This is a genomic window from Pseudomonas sp. 9.3L, assembly GCF_058536285.1.
This window is the reverse complement of record NZ_JBZUBK010000001.1, coordinates 1,803,291-1,819,639: the sequence shown is the minus strand read 5'-3', so window position 1 is coordinate 1,819,639 and position 16,349 is coordinate 1,803,291. Positions and strand designations below refer to the sequence as shown.

At 58.0% G+C, this 16,349-nt stretch carries 14 protein-coding genes; 1 reads left to right on the top strand and 13 read right to left on the bottom strand.

What is annotated here, in order from left to right:
* Nucleotides 1–122: 122 nt before the first annotated feature.
* The 9 genes from sucD to sdhC all read right to left on the bottom strand — a co-directional run bounded on the left by sucD (nucleotide 123) and on the right by sdhC (nucleotide 11,482).
* Nucleotides 123–1,004 carry a succinate--CoA ligase subunit alpha gene (gene sucD, locus AC4LE2_RS08235; RefSeq protein WP_491825290.1) on the bottom strand — a complete coding sequence of 294 codons (882 nt, stop codon included), beginning with the start codon at nucleotides 1,002–1,004 and terminating at the stop codon, nucleotides 123–125.
* Complete coding sequence (sucC, locus tag AC4LE2_RS08230; protein WP_491825289.1) at nucleotides 1,004–2,170, bottom strand: ADP-forming succinate--CoA ligase subunit beta; 1,167 nt, start codon at nucleotides 2,168–2,170, stop codon at nucleotides 1,004–1,006. The genes sucD and sucC overlap by 1 nt, the downstream gene beginning before the upstream one ends.
* A gap of 169 nt (nucleotides 2,171–2,339) precedes the next feature.
* Nucleotides 2,340–3,776, bottom strand: coding sequence for a dihydrolipoyl dehydrogenase (gene lpdA / locus AC4LE2_RS08225; protein WP_491825288.1), 1,437 nt, complete (start codon nucleotides 3,774–3,776; stop codon nucleotides 2,340–2,342).
* Nucleotides 3,777–3,885: 109 nt separating this feature from the next.
* Entirely contained in the window at nucleotides 3,886–5,124 is a 1,239-nt protein-coding gene (gene odhB, locus AC4LE2_RS08220) for a 2-oxoglutarate dehydrogenase complex dihydrolipoyllysine-residue succinyltransferase (RefSeq protein ID WP_491825287.1), read from the bottom strand.
* 39 nt (nucleotides 5,125–5,163) lie between these two features.
* The gene (locus AC4LE2_RS08215) at nucleotides 5,164–7,995 is read right to left on the bottom strand and encodes a 2-oxoglutarate dehydrogenase E1 component (RefSeq protein WP_491825286.1); all 2,832 of its coding nucleotides are present in this window, start codon (nucleotides 7,993–7,995) and stop codon (nucleotides 5,164–5,166) included.
* Nucleotides 7,996–8,238: 243 nt separating this feature from the next.
* Nucleotides 8,239–8,943, bottom strand: a complete 705-nt coding sequence (locus AC4LE2_RS08210) for a succinate dehydrogenase iron-sulfur subunit (RefSeq protein ID WP_491828089.1) — start codon at nucleotides 8,941–8,943, stop codon at nucleotides 8,239–8,241.
* Nucleotides 8,944–8,957: 14 nt separating this feature from the next.
* On the bottom strand, nucleotides 8,958–10,730 hold the full coding sequence (gene sdhA / locus AC4LE2_RS08205; protein ID WP_491825285.1) for a succinate dehydrogenase flavoprotein subunit: 1,773 nt from the start codon (nucleotides 10,728–10,730) through the stop codon (nucleotides 8,958–8,960).
* A 3-nt stretch (nucleotides 10,731–10,733) separates the two neighbouring features.
* On the bottom strand, nucleotides 10,734–11,102 hold the full coding sequence (gene sdhD, locus AC4LE2_RS08200) for a succinate dehydrogenase, hydrophobic membrane anchor protein (protein ID WP_491825284.1): 369 nt from the start codon (nucleotides 11,100–11,102) through the stop codon (nucleotides 10,734–10,736).
* Nucleotides 11,096–11,482: a succinate dehydrogenase, cytochrome b556 subunit gene (gene sdhC, locus AC4LE2_RS08195; RefSeq protein WP_491825283.1), complete on the bottom strand. Its 387-nt coding sequence runs from the start codon at nucleotides 11,480–11,482 to the stop codon at nucleotides 11,096–11,098. The genes sdhD and sdhC overlap by 7 nt, the downstream gene beginning before the upstream one ends.
* A 349-nt stretch (nucleotides 11,483–11,831) precedes the next feature.
* On the opposite strand from sdhC, the gene gltA reads away from it, so the two are divergent.
* Nucleotides 11,832–13,118 carry a citrate synthase gene (gene gltA / locus AC4LE2_RS08190; protein ID WP_491825282.1) on the top strand — a complete coding sequence of 429 codons (1,287 nt, stop codon included), beginning with the start codon at nucleotides 11,832–11,834 and terminating at the stop codon, nucleotides 13,116–13,118.
* 73 nt (nucleotides 13,119–13,191) lie between these two features.
* Here the strand turns inward: gltA and AC4LE2_RS08185 are convergent, their stop codons facing one another.
* The 4 genes from AC4LE2_RS08185 to AC4LE2_RS08170 all read right to left on the bottom strand — a co-directional run bounded on the left by AC4LE2_RS08185 (nucleotide 13,192) and on the right by AC4LE2_RS08170 (nucleotide 16,312).
* Nucleotides 13,192–13,797: an START domain-containing protein gene (locus AC4LE2_RS08185; RefSeq protein ID WP_491825281.1), complete on the bottom strand. Its 606-nt coding sequence runs from the start codon at nucleotides 13,795–13,797 to the stop codon at nucleotides 13,192–13,194.
* 30 nt (nucleotides 13,798–13,827) lie between these two features.
* Nucleotides 13,828–14,091, bottom strand: coding sequence for a YkgJ family cysteine cluster protein (locus AC4LE2_RS08180; RefSeq protein ID WP_491825280.1), 264 nt, complete (start codon nucleotides 14,089–14,091; stop codon nucleotides 13,828–13,830).
* Nucleotides 14,092–14,204: 113 nt separating this feature from the next.
* Nucleotides 14,205–14,780, bottom strand: a complete 576-nt coding sequence (locus AC4LE2_RS08175) for a translation initiation factor 2 (protein ID WP_491825279.1) — start codon at nucleotides 14,778–14,780, stop codon at nucleotides 14,205–14,207.
* Nucleotides 14,781–14,866: 86 nt separating this feature from the next.
* Nucleotides 14,867–16,312 (bottom strand): aminotransferase-like domain-containing protein, encoded by a 1,446-nt coding sequence (locus tag AC4LE2_RS08170; RefSeq protein WP_491825278.1) that lies wholly within the window; start codon nucleotides 16,310–16,312, stop codon nucleotides 14,867–14,869.
* Nucleotides 16,313–16,349 lie beyond the last annotated feature (37 nt).

Here is a 16,349-nt window from a genome sequence, read left to right as displayed (position 1 = left end):
CTTATTACTTACTGATACGTCGGCTGAGTTTGCCAGCCGGTGGCGGCCAGTCTATACGATTGACCTTCCCACAAAAACAAAGGCCACCCGAAGGTGGCCTCTGCGTGTAGCGCAGCGGTGAATTACTTCACAGCCCAGCCGGGCAGCTCAGCCAGTGCCTTGCCGATGTCAGCCAGGGAGCGAACGGTTTTAACGCCCGCGTCCTGCAGTGCCGCGAACTTCTCGTCCGCAGTGCCCTTACCGCCGGAGATGATCGCACCGGCATGGCCCATGCGCTTGCCAGGTGGCGCGGTCACGCCTGCGATGTAGGACACTACAGGCTTGGTCACGTTGGCCTTGATGTAAGCAGCTGCTTCTTCTTCAGCCGAGCCGCCGATTTCGCCGATCATTACGATCGCCTCAGTCTTCGGATCTTCCTGGAACAACTTCAAAATGTCGATGAAGGTCGAGCCTGGGATCGGGTCACCGCCGATGCCTACGCAAGTGGACTGGCCGAAGCCTGCGTCGGTGGTCTGCTTGACGGCTTCGTAGGTGAGCGTGCCGGAACGCGACACGATACCGACCTTGCCTGGCAAGTGAATGTGACCGGGCATGATGCCGATCTTGCATTCGCCGGGCGTGATCACACCTGGGCAGTTAGGGCCGATCAGGCGTACACCCAATTCGTCGCACTTGACCTTGGCGTCCAGCATGTCGAGGGTAGGGATACCTTCGGTGATGCACACGATCAGCTTGATGCCACCAAAGGCCGCTTCAAGGATGGAATCCTTGCAGAACGGAGCCGGCACGTAGATCACAGAGGCTTCGGCGCCTGTAGCTTCGACCGCTTCCTTGACGGTGTTGAACACCGGCAGGTTGAGGTGAGTCGTGCCGCCCTTGCCGGGAGTCACGCCACCCACCATCTTGGTGCCGTAGGCAATAGCCTGCTCGGAGTGGAAGGTACCCTGCGAGCCAGTGAAGCCCTGGCAGATGACCTTGGTATCTTTATTGATCAGGACGCTCATTACTTGCCCTCCGCGGCTTTGACGACTTGTTGAGCAGCGTCGGTCAGGCTGGTAGCCGCGATGATGTTCAAACCACTTTCTGCGAGCACTTTGGCACCCAGTTCAGCGTTGTTGCCTTCAAGGCGAACGACGACCGGGATCTTCACGCCCACTTCCTTCACTGCGCCAATGATGCCTTCTGCAATCATGTCGCAGCGCACGATACCGCCGAAGATGTTAACCAATACGGCCGCGACGTTGGAGTCCGACAAAATGATCTTGAAGGCTTCAGTGACGCGCTCTTTAGTGGCACCGCCGCCCACGTCGAGGAAGTTGGCTGGCTTGCCGCCATGCAGGTTGACAATGTCCATGGTACCCATGGCCAGGCCAGCACCGTTGACCATGCAGCCGATGTTGCCTTCGAGGGCAACGTAGTTCAGTTCGAACTTGGCGGCATGCGCTTCACGCGGATCGTCCTGGGACGGGTCATGGAACGTCTTGAGCTTAGGCTGACGGTACATGGCGTTGGCGTCGATGTTGATCTTGGCATCCAGGCAGTGCAGGTCGCCGTCCGCCTTGATAACCAGCGGGTTCACTTCCAGCAGTGCCAGGTCGTGGTCCTGGAACAATTTAGCCAAGCCTGTGAAGATCTTGGCGAACTGAGACACCTGCTTACCTTCCAGACCCAGCTGGAACGCCAGCTCACGGCCCTGGAATGGCTGAGCGCCTACCAGAGGATCGATAGTGGCTTTGAGGATTTTCTCAGGGGTGTCATGAGCGATTTTCTCGATATCCACGCCGCCTTCGGTGGAGGCCATGAACACGATGCGACGGCTGGAGCGGTCCACGACTGCGCCCAGGTACAGCTCCTTGGCGATGTCGGTGCACGACTCTACCAGGATCTTGGTCACTGGCTGACCATTGGCATCGGTTTGATAGGTAACCAGGCGCTTGCCCAGCCACTGTGCCGCGAACGCCTTAGCGTCTTCACGGCTCTTGACCAGCTTGACGCCGCCAGCCTTACCACGGCCACCGGCATGGACCTGGGCTTTGACCACCCATTCGGTGCCGCCAATCTTGTCGCACGCTTCTGCAGCGGCTTCCGGGGTGTCTACCGCAAAGCCTTGGGATACTGGCAGGCCGTATTCAGCGAACAGCTGCTTACCCTGATACTCGTGAAGGTTCATGCTTTCTACCGTCTTCGTTAGGTACTGCACTTTCGGCGCTGCGCTCGCAGAGTGCCGCGCCACCTGTGACTACTACCCTCGCCAGAGGCTGGGTGTCGAGTCCGACATGCGTTCCGCGGTTCGCTCGGTGTTGAACGAACGACGGGCAGCACGCCGTGGTTTCTTGTTATTAACGCTTCTTGCGGTTGGCGATATGAATGGCGCCGCCATTCACCGCCAAGGCAGCTTCGTGCAGCGCCTCGGACAGTGTAGGGTGCGAGAACACCATCATGCCGAGGTCTTCAGCGCTGGTGCCGAATTCCATACCGATCGCGCCCTGCTGTACCAGTTCGGCAGCGCTTGGGCCAATCACATGGACGCCCAGCACACGGTCGGTCTTGGCATCGGCGATCACTTTGACGAAACCGCCGGTGTCGTTGGCGGCCATCGCACGGCCGCTGGCCGCAAACGGGAAGGTACCCACGTTCACTTCCACGCCTTCGGCCTTGAGGGTTTGTTCGGTTTTACCGACCCATGCGATCTCCGGGTGGGTGTAAATAACCGAAGGAATGAGGTCGTAGCTCATCGTGGCCTTATGGCCCTTGATGCGCTCTACCACCATGATGCCTTCTTCCGAAGCCTTGTGCGCCAGCATCAGGCCACGGACCACGTCCCCAATGGCGTAGACACCTGGCACGCTGGTAGCGCAGTAGTCATCGACGAAGATAAAGCCGCGCTCGTCGATGTCCACGCCACAATCGGAGGCCAGCAGGTCGGTGGTCACAGGGCGACGGCCGACGGCAACGATCAGCTTGTCGAACACGATTTTCTGTTCGCCATTGGCGTCAGTGAAGGTCACTTCGACTTCTTCACCATTGACCTTGGAGCCGGTCACGCGGGCGCCCATACGAATGGTCAGGCCCTGCTTGGTGAAGGTTTTATAGGCCTCCTTGGAAACCGCTTCGTCAGCAGCCGGCAAGAATTTTTCCAGTGCTTCGAGCACGGTCACTTCAGCGCCCAGGCGAGCCCATACCGAGCCCAGCTCCAGGCCGATCACGCCAGCGCCAATCACACCCAGACGCTTGGGTACACTTTGAAACTCAAGCGCACCGGTCGAATCGACAATTACCTTCTGGTCCACTGGCGCGGGCGGGATGTCGATCGGGCGCGACCCGGAAGCCAGGATCACGTTGTCCGCTTCGACCAGCTCGACATTGCCATCCTTGCCGGTGACTTCAACTTTACGGCCAGCCAGCAACTTGCCATGACCTTCGAGCAGCGTAACGCCGTTGGCCTTGAACAGCGTTGCAACGCCAGAGGTGAGGTTCTTCACGATCTGGGCTTTGCGGCCTACCATGGCGGGAACATCCATGGTCATGCCGGAGTGATTGATACCATGGGCCTTGAAGCCATGCTCGGCCTCATGGAATTTCCACGAACTATCCAGCAGGGCCTTGGACGGGATGCAGCCAACGTTCAGACAGGTGCCACCCAGGGCGGTTTTGCCTTCTTCGCTCTGGTATTTCTCGATACAGGCGGTTTTCAGACCAAGCTGAGCGGCCTTGATGGCAGCCACATAGCCGCCAGGGCCAGCGCCAATTACAACGACGTCGAATTTCTGAGTCATAAGAATTCCTTAGCTTCACGCGTCAAACCACAAGGCTTTGACGGAACGCCCAGCGACAATGCATGTGCAGCGTCACTGGGCGTTCCCCTCATGGCTCGAAGCTGGCGATTTAAATGTCGAGCAACAGACGAGCCGGGTCTTCCAGCAGGTTCTTGATCGTGACCAGGAAAGTCACTGCTTCCTTGCCATCGATCAGGCGGTGGTCATAAGACAGTGCCAGGTACATCATGGGGCGAATCACAACCTGCCCATTGATTGCCATGGGCCGCTGAAGAATGTTGTGCATACCCAAGATGGCAGCCTGAGGCGGGTTGACAATAGGCGTCGACATCATCGAGCCGAACGTACCGCCATTGGTGATAGTGAAGGTACCACCGGTCATCTCTTCGATCGACAGCTTACCGTCACGAGCCTTTTTACCAAAGGTCGCGATGCCATTCTCGATCTCGGCCAGGCTCATTTGCTCGGCATTGCGCAGCACAGGCACGACCAAACCGCGGTCGCTGGACACAGCAACGCCTACATCGGCATAACCGTGGTAGACAATGTCGGAGCCGTCGATAGAGGCGTTCACGGCCGGGAAGCGCTTCAGGGCTTCGGTAGCTGCCTTCACGAAGAAGGACATGAAGCCCAAACGCACACCGTTGTGGCTCTTCTCAAAGAGGTCCTTGTACTTGGAGCGCAGGGCCATGACTTCGGTCATGTCAACTTCGTTGAAGGTGGTCAACATCGCCATGCTTGACTGGGCTTCGACCAGGCGCTCTGCAACCTTGGCACGCAGGCGGGTCATAGGAACGCGTTTTTCTACGCGGTCGCCAGCGCCAGCAGTGACCGGTGCGGCCGGCGTTGCAGGCTTGGCGGCAGGCGCCTGAGCCGGTGCATTCTTCTTGGCTTCGACCGCCGCAACGACGTCTTCTTTGGTAATGCGGCCGTCTTTACCGGTCCCTTTGATAGTGTTCAGGGCAATGCCGTTCTCTTCAGCCAGCTTACGAGCAGCCGGGCCGCCCATGGCGTCTTCGTCCGCACTGGCGGGTTCGGCAGCGGCTGCCGCGACGGTGGCCGAAGCGGACGCCGGTGCTGCAGTGGTTGGCGCAGCAGCAGGTGCAGCGCCGCCTGCTTCGATGGAGCCCAGCAACTCGTCGGACAGAACCGTGTCGCCTTCGTTCTTCACGATGGCGCCCAGCACGCCGTCGGCGGTGGCCAACACTTCCAGTACGACCTTGTCAGTCTCGATGTCGACGATCAACTCGTCGCGCTTGACGGCATCGCCCGGCTTTTTATGCCAGGTGGCAACGGTACCGTCTGCAACCGATTCCGGGAAGGTGGGGGCTTTGATCTCGATAGCCATTATCAGTGGTTCCTTAATTCGGTTCAGTACGCGGTGGCATTAGACAGTGAAGGCATCACGCAACAGGTTTTCCTGCTGCTCGGCGTGCATGGAGGCATAGCCACACGCTGGCGCGGCGGATGCCTCGCGGCCGGCGTATTCCAATACCAGCGACGCGTTGTGATTGCCGATAAGACGACGCATATGATGCTGACTGCTGTACCAAGCCCCTTGGTTCATAGGCTCTTCCTGGCACCAGACCACGTTACGCAGATTCGTATAAGGCGCGAGAATCTCGGCCAAATCGGTGTCAGGGAACGGATACAGTTGCTCAAGACGCAGGATGATCGTGTCATCACGGCCATCTGCACGGCGTTTTTCCAACAGGTCGTAATACACCTTGCCGCTGCACAGCACCAAGCGCGTTACCTTCGCAGGATCAAGGTTGTCCACCTCGGGAATCACTGTCTGGAATGAACCCTCAGACAAGTCCTCAAGGGTCGAAACCGCCAGCTTGTGACGCAGCAGGGATTTAGGGGTGAGCACGATCAAAGGCTTGCGCAGTGGTCGAATGACCTGACGACGCAGCAAGTGGTAGATCTGAGCCGGCGTGGTCGGTACGCACACCTGAATATTGTGCTCGGCGCACAACTGCAGATAGCGCTCCAGGCGCGCAGACGAGTGCTCTGGCCCCTGCCCTTCATAACCATGCGGCAGCAACATGGTGAGCGCGCAGAGGCGGCCCCACTTGTTTTCGCCACTGGTAATGAATTGGTCAATGACAACTTGGGCACCGTTGGCGAAGTCGCCGAACTGCGCTTCCCAAATCACCAGTGAGTTTGGCGAGGTGGTTGCGTAGCCGTATTCGAACGCCAGAACCGCTTCCTCGGACAGCAAGGAATCGTACAGCTCAAAGCTAGGCTGGCCTGCAAACAAATGACGCATCGGCACGTAGCTGTTGGCGTCCTTCTGGTTGTGCAGCACGGCGTGGCGGTGTGAGAACGTGCCACGGCCAATGTCCTGGCCGGTCATGCGCACAGGATGGCCTTCGAACAGTAAAGTGGCATAGGCCATGGTTTCGGCGTAGCCCCAGTTGATCGGCAAGCCACCGGCCTGCATCTTCTGGCGATCCTCGTAGATCTTCTGCACCTGACGCTGAACCACTAGCCCTTCAGGGATCTGGAGCAGCTTGGACGACAGCTCTTGCAGCGTTTTGAGGTCGAAACGCGTGTCGTGCCGGGCAGTCCAGGCATGGCCCAGATAAGGGCGCCAATCTACAAACAGCTCTTTATTAGGCTCTTTGACCAGGCTCTTGACCACATGCAGCCCGTTATCCAGCGCGCTGCGGTACTCATCGATCTGGGACTGGGCCACATCGGCCGTCAACGCGCCGCTTTGAACCAGACGCTCGGCATACAGCTCACGGGTCGTGCGCTGCTTGGCGATCTGCTGATACATCAACGGTTGGGTGCCGCTCGGCTCATCCGCTTCGTTGTGGCCGCGACGACGGTAGCACACCAGGTCGATGACCACGTCACGCTTGTACTGCATGCGGTAATCGATGGCCAACTGCGTCACGAACAACACCGCTTCCGGGTCATCGCCGTTCACGTGCAGGATAGGCGCCTGAATCATCTTGGCGACGTCGGTGCAATACTCGGTCGAGCGCGCATCGGCAACGTTGCTGATAGTGAAGCCTACCTGGTTGTTGATGACGATGTGAACGGTGCCGCCGGTTTTGAAGCCGCGGGTTTGTGACATCTGGAAGGTTTCAAGTACCACGCCCTGGGCTGCAAAGGCTGCGTCACCGTGAATGGACACAGGGACAACCTTATCGCCGCTGGCGTCATTTCGACGATCCTGGCGGGCACGTACCGAACCCTCGACTACCGGTGAGACGATTTCAAGGTGCGACGGGTTGAACGCCAGCGCCAAGTGTACTTCGCCGCCAGACGTCATGACGTTGGAGGAGAAGCCTTGGTGATACTTAACGTCACCCGAGCCCAGTTCGACCTTTTTCTTGCCTTCAAACTCATCGAAGAGGTCACGCGGGTTCTTGCCAAAGGTGTTGACCAAGACGTTGAGGCGACCACGGTGGGCCATCCCGATCACCAGCTCCTTGGCGCCGTAGGAGCCGGAACGCTGGATGATCTCGTCAAGCATTGGAATGAGGCTTTCACCACCTTCCAGACCGAACCGCTTGGTGCCTGGATACTTGGTGCCCAGGTATTTTTCCAGGCCTTCGGCAGCCGTAACGCGCTCCAGTACATGGCTTTGCACTTCGGGCGAATACACCGGGCGACCACGAACGCTTTCTAGACGCTGCTGGAACCAGGCGCGCTGTTCAGAATCGACGATGTGGGTGAATTCGGCGCCAATGGTGCGGCAATATGTCAGCTGTAACGCTTCTTGAATCTCGCGTAGGCTCGCTTCTTCCTTGCCGATGAACAGGTCGCCGGTACGGAAGGTCGTATCAAGGTCGGCATTGGTCAAGCCGTAATGATTGATCGACAGGTCTGCCGGAGCGGGCCGTTGCCACAAGCCCAGAGGGTCTAACTGAGCCGCCTGGTGGCCTTGCATCCGGTACGCATGAATCATGCGCAACACTTCAACTTGCTTCTTTTCGTGGTCGCTGCTCACGCTGCCAGCCGACACCGGCTGAGCACGGCGCTGATTCTTGGCCAACAACACGAAGTGATCGCGGACGGTCGAGTGCGAAACGTCGGGGGCGGTGCTGCCTTCAGCGGGCAACTTCTGGAAGTAGGTGCGCCACTCTTCTGGCACAGCGTTAGGGTCGTGCAGGTAAAGCTCATAGAGCTCTTCCACATAGGCAGCGTTACCACCTGAAAGGTGGGCGCTTTCCCACATGCGCTGCATCACGCTTTCTTGCATGCTTGGTCACCCTCGGTTAGGGGCCGCCATCAGCGCAAACCAGGGAAAGCATGGACAAGTCCGGTGCAGCGACTTGCACAAGCCACCAAAGGTCTCACAGATAGCCCGGGTACCAGCCCGGATGCCCCTGCTGGTCTCATTTCTTCAAATTAAAAGCTGTGACCTTGCGAGCCACCGCTCAAGTTGTCGTCAGGCCCGGCGACTGCTGTGCCAGGCCATGACGTTGCTCATGCATCAGGTGTATCAAATACCGCTTTGGAGCAGCATGTTACGTACATGACCGATTGCCTTCGTAGGATTCAGACCCTTGGGGCAGACGCTCACGCAGTTCATGATTCCACGGCAACGGAAGACGCTGAAGGGGTCATCCATGGCCGCCAGGCGCTCGCTGGTACGTGTATCCCGGCTGTCGGCCAGAAAACGGTAAGCCTGTAACAGCGCGGCGGGCCCGAGAAACTTGTCGGGGTTCCACCAGAACGAAGGGCACGACGTAGAGCAGCACGCGCACAGAATGCATTCGTACAAGCCGTCGAGTTTTTCCCGATCTTCCGGCGTTTGCAAACGCTCGATCGCTGGGGCCGGGGTGTCGTTCTGCAAGTACGGCTTCACCTTCTCGTATTGCTTATAGAAGATGCTCATGTCTACGACCAAGTCACGGATCACTGGCAAACCAGGCAAAGGGCGCAATACTAGCTTGTTGCCCTTGACTGCAGCGGACAGTGGCGTGATACAGGCCAGGCCGTTCTTGCCGTTGATGTTCATGCCATCGGAGCCACAGACGCCTTCACGGCACGAGCGACGGTACGAGAAGCCTTCGTCCTGCTCTTTGATCAGTGCCAGCACATCAAGCACCATCAGGTCCTTGCCGCCGGTGTCGACTTGGAAGTCGACCATCTTGGGGGCGGCGTCCTGGTCCGGGTTGTAACGATAAACACTGACTTGCAACATAGCGGTCATCACCCTTAGTAGGTCCGGACTTTAGGTTCGAAAGTCGGTACGGTTTTCGGCGCGAAGTTCACGGCACGCTTGGCGACACGCTTCTCACCCGGGAAGTACAGGGTGTGGCACAGCCAGTTCTCGTCGTCACGGTCTTCGTAGTCTTCGCGGGCATGGGCACCACGCGACTCCTTGCGCACCTCGGCTGCTACAGCGGTGGCCTCGGCGACTTCCAGCAGGTTCTGCAACTCCAGCGCTTCGATACGCGCAGTGTTGAAACCCTGGCTCTTGTCGTTGATCTTCACATTGGAAATTCGTTCACGCAGGGATGCCAGTTGGGCAATACCCTTCTGCATGTACTCACCGGTGCGGAACACACCGAAGTAGTTCTGCATGCAGTTCTGCAGCTCACGGCGCAGTGAAGCAACATCTTCGCCGCTGGTGCGCTCGTTCAAGCCGTTCAGGCGCGCCAGGGCCACTTCGACGTCGGTGCCGCTGGCATCGCGGTATTCGATACCGTCGCTCAGGGCCTTTTCGAGGTGCAAGCCTGCGGCACGCCCGAATACCACGAGGTCAAGCAAGGAGTTGCCACCCAGACGGTTTGCACCGTGCACGGACACACAGGCCACCTCACCCACCGCGAACAGGCCAGGGATGATGGTGTCCACGCCACTGGCGTCCTGAGTCATGGCCTGGCCATGAATGTTGGTCGCAACGCCACCCATCATGTAGTGGCAGGTAGGTACGACGGGCACGGGTGCAACCACGGGGTCGACGTGAGCGAAGGTCTTGGAGAGTTCGCAGATGCCGGGCAGACGGCTGTGCAGCACTTCTTCACCCAGGTGATCGAGCTTGAGCATCACGTGGTCACCGTCAGGGCCACAACCGTTGCCGGCAATGATTTCTTTCACCATGGAACGGGCCACGACGTCACGGCCGGCCAGGTCTTTGGCGTTGGGCGCATAACGCTCCATGAAACGCTCGCCATGCTTGTTGATCAGGTAGCCCCCTTCACCGCGGCACCCTTCGGTAACCAGTACACCTGCCCCGGCAATGCCCGTTGGGTGGAACTGCCACATCTCGATGTCTTGTACAGGCACACCAGCGCGCAACGCCATGCCTACGCCGTCGCCCGTATTGATCAAGGCGTTGGTGGTAGAGGCATAGATGCGGCCTGCACCACCCGTGGCCAATACAGTGGCCTTGGCGCGGATGTAGACAGTCTCGCCAGTCTCAATGCAAATGGCGATCACACCAACGAAGGCACCGTCCTGATTCTTGACAAGGTCTACGGCGTACCACTCGTTGAGGAAGGTCGTGCCTGCCTTGAGGTTGCCTTGGTACAAGGTGTGAAGTAGTGCATGGCCTGTACGGTCGGAAGCGGCGCATGTACGTGCAGCCTGGCCACCCTTGCCGAAGTCCTTGGACTGGCCACCGAATGGGCGCTGGTAAATGCGGCCGGTCTCGGTACGCGAGAACGGCAGGCCCATGTGGTCGAGTTCGAACACGGCCGCCGGGCCTTCCTGACACATGTATTCGATTGCGTCCTGGTCACCGATGTAGTCCGACCCCTTTACAGTGTCGTACATGTGCCAGCGCCAATCGTCGTTTGGGTCTGCAGAGGCAATGGCGCAGGTGATCCCACCCTGGGCAGATACGGTGTGGGAACGGGTTGGGAACACCTTGGTGACCACGGCGGTTTTATGGCCGCCCTGAGCCAGTTGCAGGGCTGCGCGCATGCCGGCACCGCCACCACCAATGATAATGGCGTCGTAATTGAGCGTACGTATGTTGGACATGGATCAAATACCCCAGAGAATCTGCACACCCCAGACGAAATAGGCGAACATCACGACGCCACATACCGCCTGGAAGAGGAAACGCACGACAGTCGCCGACTTGCCCAGCGCCATGGGCGTGAGGTAGTCGGTAGAGATGGTCCACATGCCAACCCAGGCGTGAGCGCTCAGGGCGACCAAGGACAGCAGGCTGAAGATGCGCATCCAGTTATTGGAGAACAGAGCATGCCATTGGGCGTATTCGAGGCCGGGGTGCACGACCAGGTAGCCGATCAGGAACAGAAAATATACCGCGAGCACAACGGCCGAAACACGCTGCGCCATCCAGTCGTACAAACCCGAACGGGACAGGTTAGTGACATTGGTTACCATATCCAGACTCCCGCCAGAACGATCAGCACTACAGAAACGACGATGACGATCTTGGAGCCCAGCTTGCCGCCCTCGAGCGTCTCGCCTACACCAGTGTCCATGATCAAGTGACGTACGCCCGCCACCAGATGATAAAGCAGAGCGGAAAGTAGGCCCCACATCACGAGCTTGGCCAGCGGGCTGGTCAGATACGCCTTCACCTCGCTGAAGCCTTCCTCGGAACCCAGCGACTTGCCCAAGGCGTACAACGCCACGGCAATACCGAGAAAGAGAATGACACCAGAAACGCGATGGAGAATGGACGTGTAAGCAGTGACTGGGAGTTTGATGGTCCTTAGGTCTAGGTTTACAGGTCGTTGGCTATTCACGGCTTTTTTCACACTGAAGAGCCCCCAGCAAGCAGGGCAAAAGTTGTAGGGAAGTGTACTGGTCAGGTACTCACCACCCGGGGAGTGACGACGACAGCGGAACGGCCCGAAAGCCCCTGACGGTCGGACGCCAAGTATAGACAGTTAGGCTACTAATGACAACGTAAAGGACTGTTCCGCAAACTGTATTGCAACCCCCTGCCAAAAGGCGTAAATGACACTGAAAAGAACCCTAAATGCAGCTACCACGTGGCCTGTACAGTCGGTTTTGGCAAATTGACTTTAGGATTTATCACACTATAGTGGTGCGGGCCCTGCGTGGGGGGCTGTCTGATGATTTGAAGCATTAATAGGAGGCCACATGGCTGACAAAAAAGCGCAGTTGATCATCGAGGGCGCAGCCCCCGTAGACCTGCCGATTTTAACCGGCACCGTTGGTCCCGAAGTAATCGATGTACGAAGCCTGACCACCACAGGTCGCTTTACCTTCGACCCGGGCTTCATGTCCACCGCCTCGTGCGAATCCAAGATTACCTATATCGATGGCGACCAGGGCATCCTGCTCCATCGCGGTTATCCTATCGAGCAACTGGCTGAAAAATCCGACTACCTCGAAACCTGCTACCTGCTGCTTAATGGCGAGCTGCCCAATGCCGAGCAAAAGGCAAAGTTCGTCAGCAACGTGAAAAACCACACCATGGTTCACGAGCAGCTGAAGACCTTCTTCAACGGCTTCCGTCGCGACGCGCACCCCATGGCGATCATGTGCGGCGTTGTCGGCGCTCTGTCGGCGTTTTACCACGATTCCCTGGACATCAAGAACCCGCAACACCGGGAGATCTCCGCGATTCGCTTGGTTGCCAAGATGCCGACATTGGCGGCAATGGTCTACAAGTACTCCATGGGCCAGCCCATGATGTACCCGCGCAATGACCTCTCCTACGCTGAAAACTTCCTGCACATGATGTTCAACACCCCGTGCGAGATCAAACCAATCAGCCCGGTGCTGGCACGCGCGATGGACCGGATCTTCATCCTCCACGCCGACCACGAGCAAAACGCATCCACCTCTACCGTGCGCTTGGCCGGCTCTTCAGGCGCCAACCCGTTCGCCTGCATCGCCGCCGGCATTGCAGCGCTCTGGGGCCCTGCCCACGGCGGGGCCAACGAAGCGGTGCTGGCCATGCTGGATGAAATCGGTGACGTTTCCAACATCGAGCAGTACATCGCAAAAGCCAAGGACAAGGATGACCCCTTCAAGCTGATGGGCTTTGGGCACCGGGTTTACAAAAACTTCGACCCACGCGCCACGGTAATGAAGCAAACCTGCGATGAAGTATTGGCTGAACTCGGGATTAAAAATGACCCGCAGTTGGAATTGGCCATGCGCCTTGATGAAATCGCTCGCAACGACCCCTACTTCAAGGAACGCAATCTCTATCCGAACGTAGACTTCTATTCAGGCATCATCTTGAAGGCTATCGGTATACCTACCAGCATGTTCACCGTTATCTTTGCACTGGCGCGAACTGTTGGCTGGATTTCTCATTGGAAAGAAATGCTTTCTAGCCCCTATAAGATTGGTCGCCCTCGCCAGTTGTATACCGGCGAAACTCAACGCGATGTAAAAGACCTCGAAACCCGTTAATCTTTACGGCTTAATCGGTTCAGTTACAACAAGGCCGCCTACTTGGGCGGCCTTGTTGCAATCAGTACATTTGTTAAGGTTGTTCTGCCTTCGCTTTCAAGTTTTTGAGCGTATAAAAGGGGGCATCTACGACAAACTTGTTCGCCACCATCGAAGGCACACTGCCTCCGGGCTCCGTGTGTACCTGGTAGGTTACGAGCGTGGTGTCTGGCCCCTGGGGCTCCAACTTCCAGAATCCGTCCACTTCGGTCACCCGCACGAACCCCTTCTCTTCAGGCACGTAGGTAGGCACCCCCTTGAGCTTGCGGGTGATGCTTCCATCTGGGCCCTCCATCGTGGTGATCTCCAGCACAGAATCTCGCGGGGTGACGGGCCAAGGTGTATTGAACTGTGAATAGGTCCAGGTCGAGGTGCCTTCGTGCTTGAGAAGCTTTTGCGACTTGCACTCATGAATCCAGGCGCAGGCACCGGCCACGTCTTCTTGCAGTACGCGTAGCTTTGCCAGGCTCGCGTGAATCGTAGCCACCCCTTTATAGGCCTTGTAGTCAGAGCCTGGGACTTTGCTCAGGGAGACCTCGATGCCGCCCTCGCTTTTGGCGACTTCCCAGTTGTCGGCCATTGCCTGCGCCGCGATCCAGGGCAGTACGCACACTGCAGCCACTCGATACATCGCTCTCATAGGGTTTCCTTATTATTCGCCAGGTACGGGTCACCTGCCCTGGCCACGGGTCTCCCCCTCAAGCCATGTGAGGATGCGTATCGCCTCAGCGTTATCGTTCCCACATACCGCGAGTTCGGCCTGAAATGAACCACACACGGCTGGCCGCTGTGGGTGGCCGAAGATCTGGCAGAGGTTATCGCCCCCTAACTGCACACACCGAACGCCTGCAGGCTTGCCCGCTGGCATGCCTGGAATGAACGATGAAATAGACGGGGCGATGCAACAGGCACCACAACCAGCACGGCATAACATGACAGGGGCCCCCAGCGGGCAAGCGATTGGATGGAGCCCACTGATACTACCGTCCTAAACGCGCGTTTGAAACTGCCGAATACTCGTACCTGGCTGTTAGGGAGGCGCACCCATCATTGCCGGAATTTGAAGTCCACGGCCGCGCCTTCGACATCGCGGCGGTTTTCGCTTCGCAGCTGAAGGTCCATTTCGTTGGTTAGCAAGCGCCCATTGAGCTCAAAGGGCTCCCCGCTGCCTTTAGGCGCAAACAGCGCAGGCAATAGCGGTTTGCCATCGGCCTGAGGGGCCTTGCCAATAGCCTGCGCAGGGGCAGGCTGCCCGGGTGCTTGCAGCTGATTGACCATGTCTTTGGGCAAGGTAAGGTCGATCTTCGCTTGCGGAAGATCCGTCGCGATCACATCTGACTTCTTGCGAGATTTACTCTTGGATGCAGGCTTGCCTACGCGCTTGCTCGCAGTGCTGGAGGCCACGGCTTTAACCTTCGGCTTTTTGGCTCCTGCCTCGACCTTGGGCTTGGCAGTGGGCTTGCCCTTAACTGGCTTAGCCGGTGGCACGGCAGGCAATGTACTGGGCGGTGAAACCTCAGCGCCCAGTGTGTACTGCTCAGGCGCAGCGAAGACCGTAGGCGACAACGTCGAACATGGCAATAAAATTACGAGAAGGTACAGCGTAGATTTCAAGCGCCTCATAACAGCTCACCGCCCCGGTCAGACACTTTATGCTCTGCCCTCTTTGCCAGGTTGACAAGAGGGAAACAGCCTAAAAAGTAGACTCGCTAATACCAGGCACCGTTCCCCGCATCTTCGCAAAGCTGCGTGGCCAGCACCCCAAGCGTCATCAGAGCCCTCTCCGCTTCCCGGTTCCACGGAATACTACAGTTGAGCCTGATGCAATGGTTGAACTGCTCTGTATTGCTGAAGATCATGCCGGGGGCAATGCTGATGCCTTGCTCCAATGCACGTACATGCAGATCCTGGGTATTGACCCGCCCGGGCAGGCTTACCCATAGAATGAACCCGCCCAACGGCCGAGTCATCTGCGTACCGGTCGGGAAATGCTGCTGCACGGCCAACTGATACGTACTGAGGTTTTTTCGATACTCCTGACGAATGTGCCGCAGGTGCCGGTCGTAGCCACCGTTTTCCAGGTAACTGGCGATCGCCATCTGCGTGACACTGCAGGCAGAGTGCGTACTGAATGTTTGCAGCCGCTGTATTTCGGCTTGGTGTTTACCGGCCAGCATCCAGCCGATGCGCACCCCAGGTGAAAGGGTCTTGGAGAAGCTTGAGCAATACAGTACCTGACCATGGCGGTCATAGGCCTTGAGCGCCTTGTGCTTGCCCTGGTCAAACATCAGCTCGCCGTGAATATCATCTTCAATCACTTGGATATCAAACTCACCGGCCAGGCGCAGCAATTGCTTTTGGCGCTCTTCCGGCACCACGCCCCCCAATGGGTTGCTCAACCGCGACGTCATCATCAAGGCCTTGATAGACCACTGATTGGCCGCCAACTGAAGCGCCTCCAGGCTGATTCCGGTAGCGGGGTCACTGGGGATTTCTATAACCTTCAGCCCCAGCAAGTCTGCCAATTGCAACAAGCCGTAATACGTGGGTGACTCTGCAGCGATCAGGTCACCGGGCCGAGTGATCACGCGAAGGGCCATTTGCAGCGCATCCACACACCCGTGGGTAATGACAACGTCAACTGGATCCACCACGACCCCAGCATCGCGCATGCGGATCGCAATCTGCCGGCGTAGCGGCTCGTAGCCAGGGCTGAACATGTAACTAAAGGCTCGGGGGCTTTGGAACCGCGTTACTTTGGCAATTTGCTGATGCAGCGCGCGCACGGGCAAGTAGTCCACGTGGGGTACGGCAGCGCCCAGGGCGAATACGCCATCGCGGCGAGATTCGTCCAGTACCTGCTGGATAATACTGCTGCGGGTGACTAACCCCGGGCGCTCTACCCGAGCGATATCGGGCGTAGGCGCGGTGAGCGCGGGGGTTTGGTGCACGTAGTAACCAGACTGCGGTCGCGCGCGGATCAGGCCCTGGTCTTCTAGGTTGGCGTAGGCTTGCAGCACAGTAGCGTGGCTTACATTGAGCTGGGCGCTCATCTTGCGCACCGAAGGCACGCGCTCGCCAGGCTGGTAGACGCCCTTTTGAATATCGGCGGCCAATTGCTTGGCGATGCGTTGATACAGCAACACGTTAGTCATTGGCACGACCGTTTCGGCAATGAGGCCCTGTAACAGT

Excerpts from the sequence above, each read along its gene's own strand:
- sucD (WP_491825290.1), bottom strand. The coding sequence starts at position 1,004 with ATGAGCGTCCTGATCAATAAAGATACCAAGGTCATCTGCCAGGGCTTC.
- sucC (WP_491825289.1), bottom strand. The coding sequence starts at position 2,170 with ATGAACCTTCACGAGTATCAGGGTAAGCAGCTGTTCGCTGAATACGGC.
- lpdA (WP_491825288.1), bottom strand. The coding sequence starts at position 3,776 with ATGACTCAGAAATTCGACGTCGTTGTAATTGGCGCTGGCCCTGGCGGC.
- odhB (WP_491825287.1), bottom strand. The coding sequence starts at position 5,124 with ATGGCTATCGAGATCAAAGCCCCCACCTTCCCGGAATCGGTTGCAGAC.
- AC4LE2_RS08215 (WP_491825286.1), bottom strand. The coding sequence starts at position 7,995 with ATGCAAGAAAGCGTGATGCAGCGCATGTGGGAAAGCGCCCACCTTTCA.
- AC4LE2_RS08210 (WP_491828089.1), bottom strand. The coding sequence starts at position 8,943 with ATGTTGCAAGTCAGTGTTTATCGTTACAACCCGGACCAGGACGCCGCC.
- sdhA (WP_491825285.1), bottom strand. The coding sequence starts at position 10,730 with ATGTCCAACATACGTACGCTCAATTACGACGCCATTATCATTGGTGGT.
- sdhD (WP_491825284.1), bottom strand. The coding sequence starts at position 11,102 with ATGGTAACCAATGTCACTAACCTGTCCCGTTCGGGTTTGTACGACTGG.
- gltA (WP_491825282.1), top strand. The coding sequence starts at position 11,832 with ATGGCTGACAAAAAAGCGCAGTTGATCATCGAGGGCGCAGCCCCCGTA.
- AC4LE2_RS08185 (WP_491825281.1), bottom strand. The coding sequence starts at position 13,797 with ATGAGAGCGATGTATCGAGTGGCTGCAGTGTGCGTACTGCCCTGGATC.
- AC4LE2_RS08180 (WP_491825280.1), bottom strand. The coding sequence starts at position 14,091 with ATGTTATGCCGTGCTGGTTGTGGTGCCTGTTGCATCGCCCCGTCTATT.
- AC4LE2_RS08175 (WP_491825279.1), bottom strand. The coding sequence starts at position 14,780 with ATGAGGCGCTTGAAATCTACGCTGTACCTTCTCGTAATTTTATTGCCA.
- AC4LE2_RS08170 (WP_491825278.1), bottom strand. The coding sequence starts at position 16,312 with ATGACTAACGTGTTGCTGTATCAACGCATCGCCAAGCAATTGGCCGCC.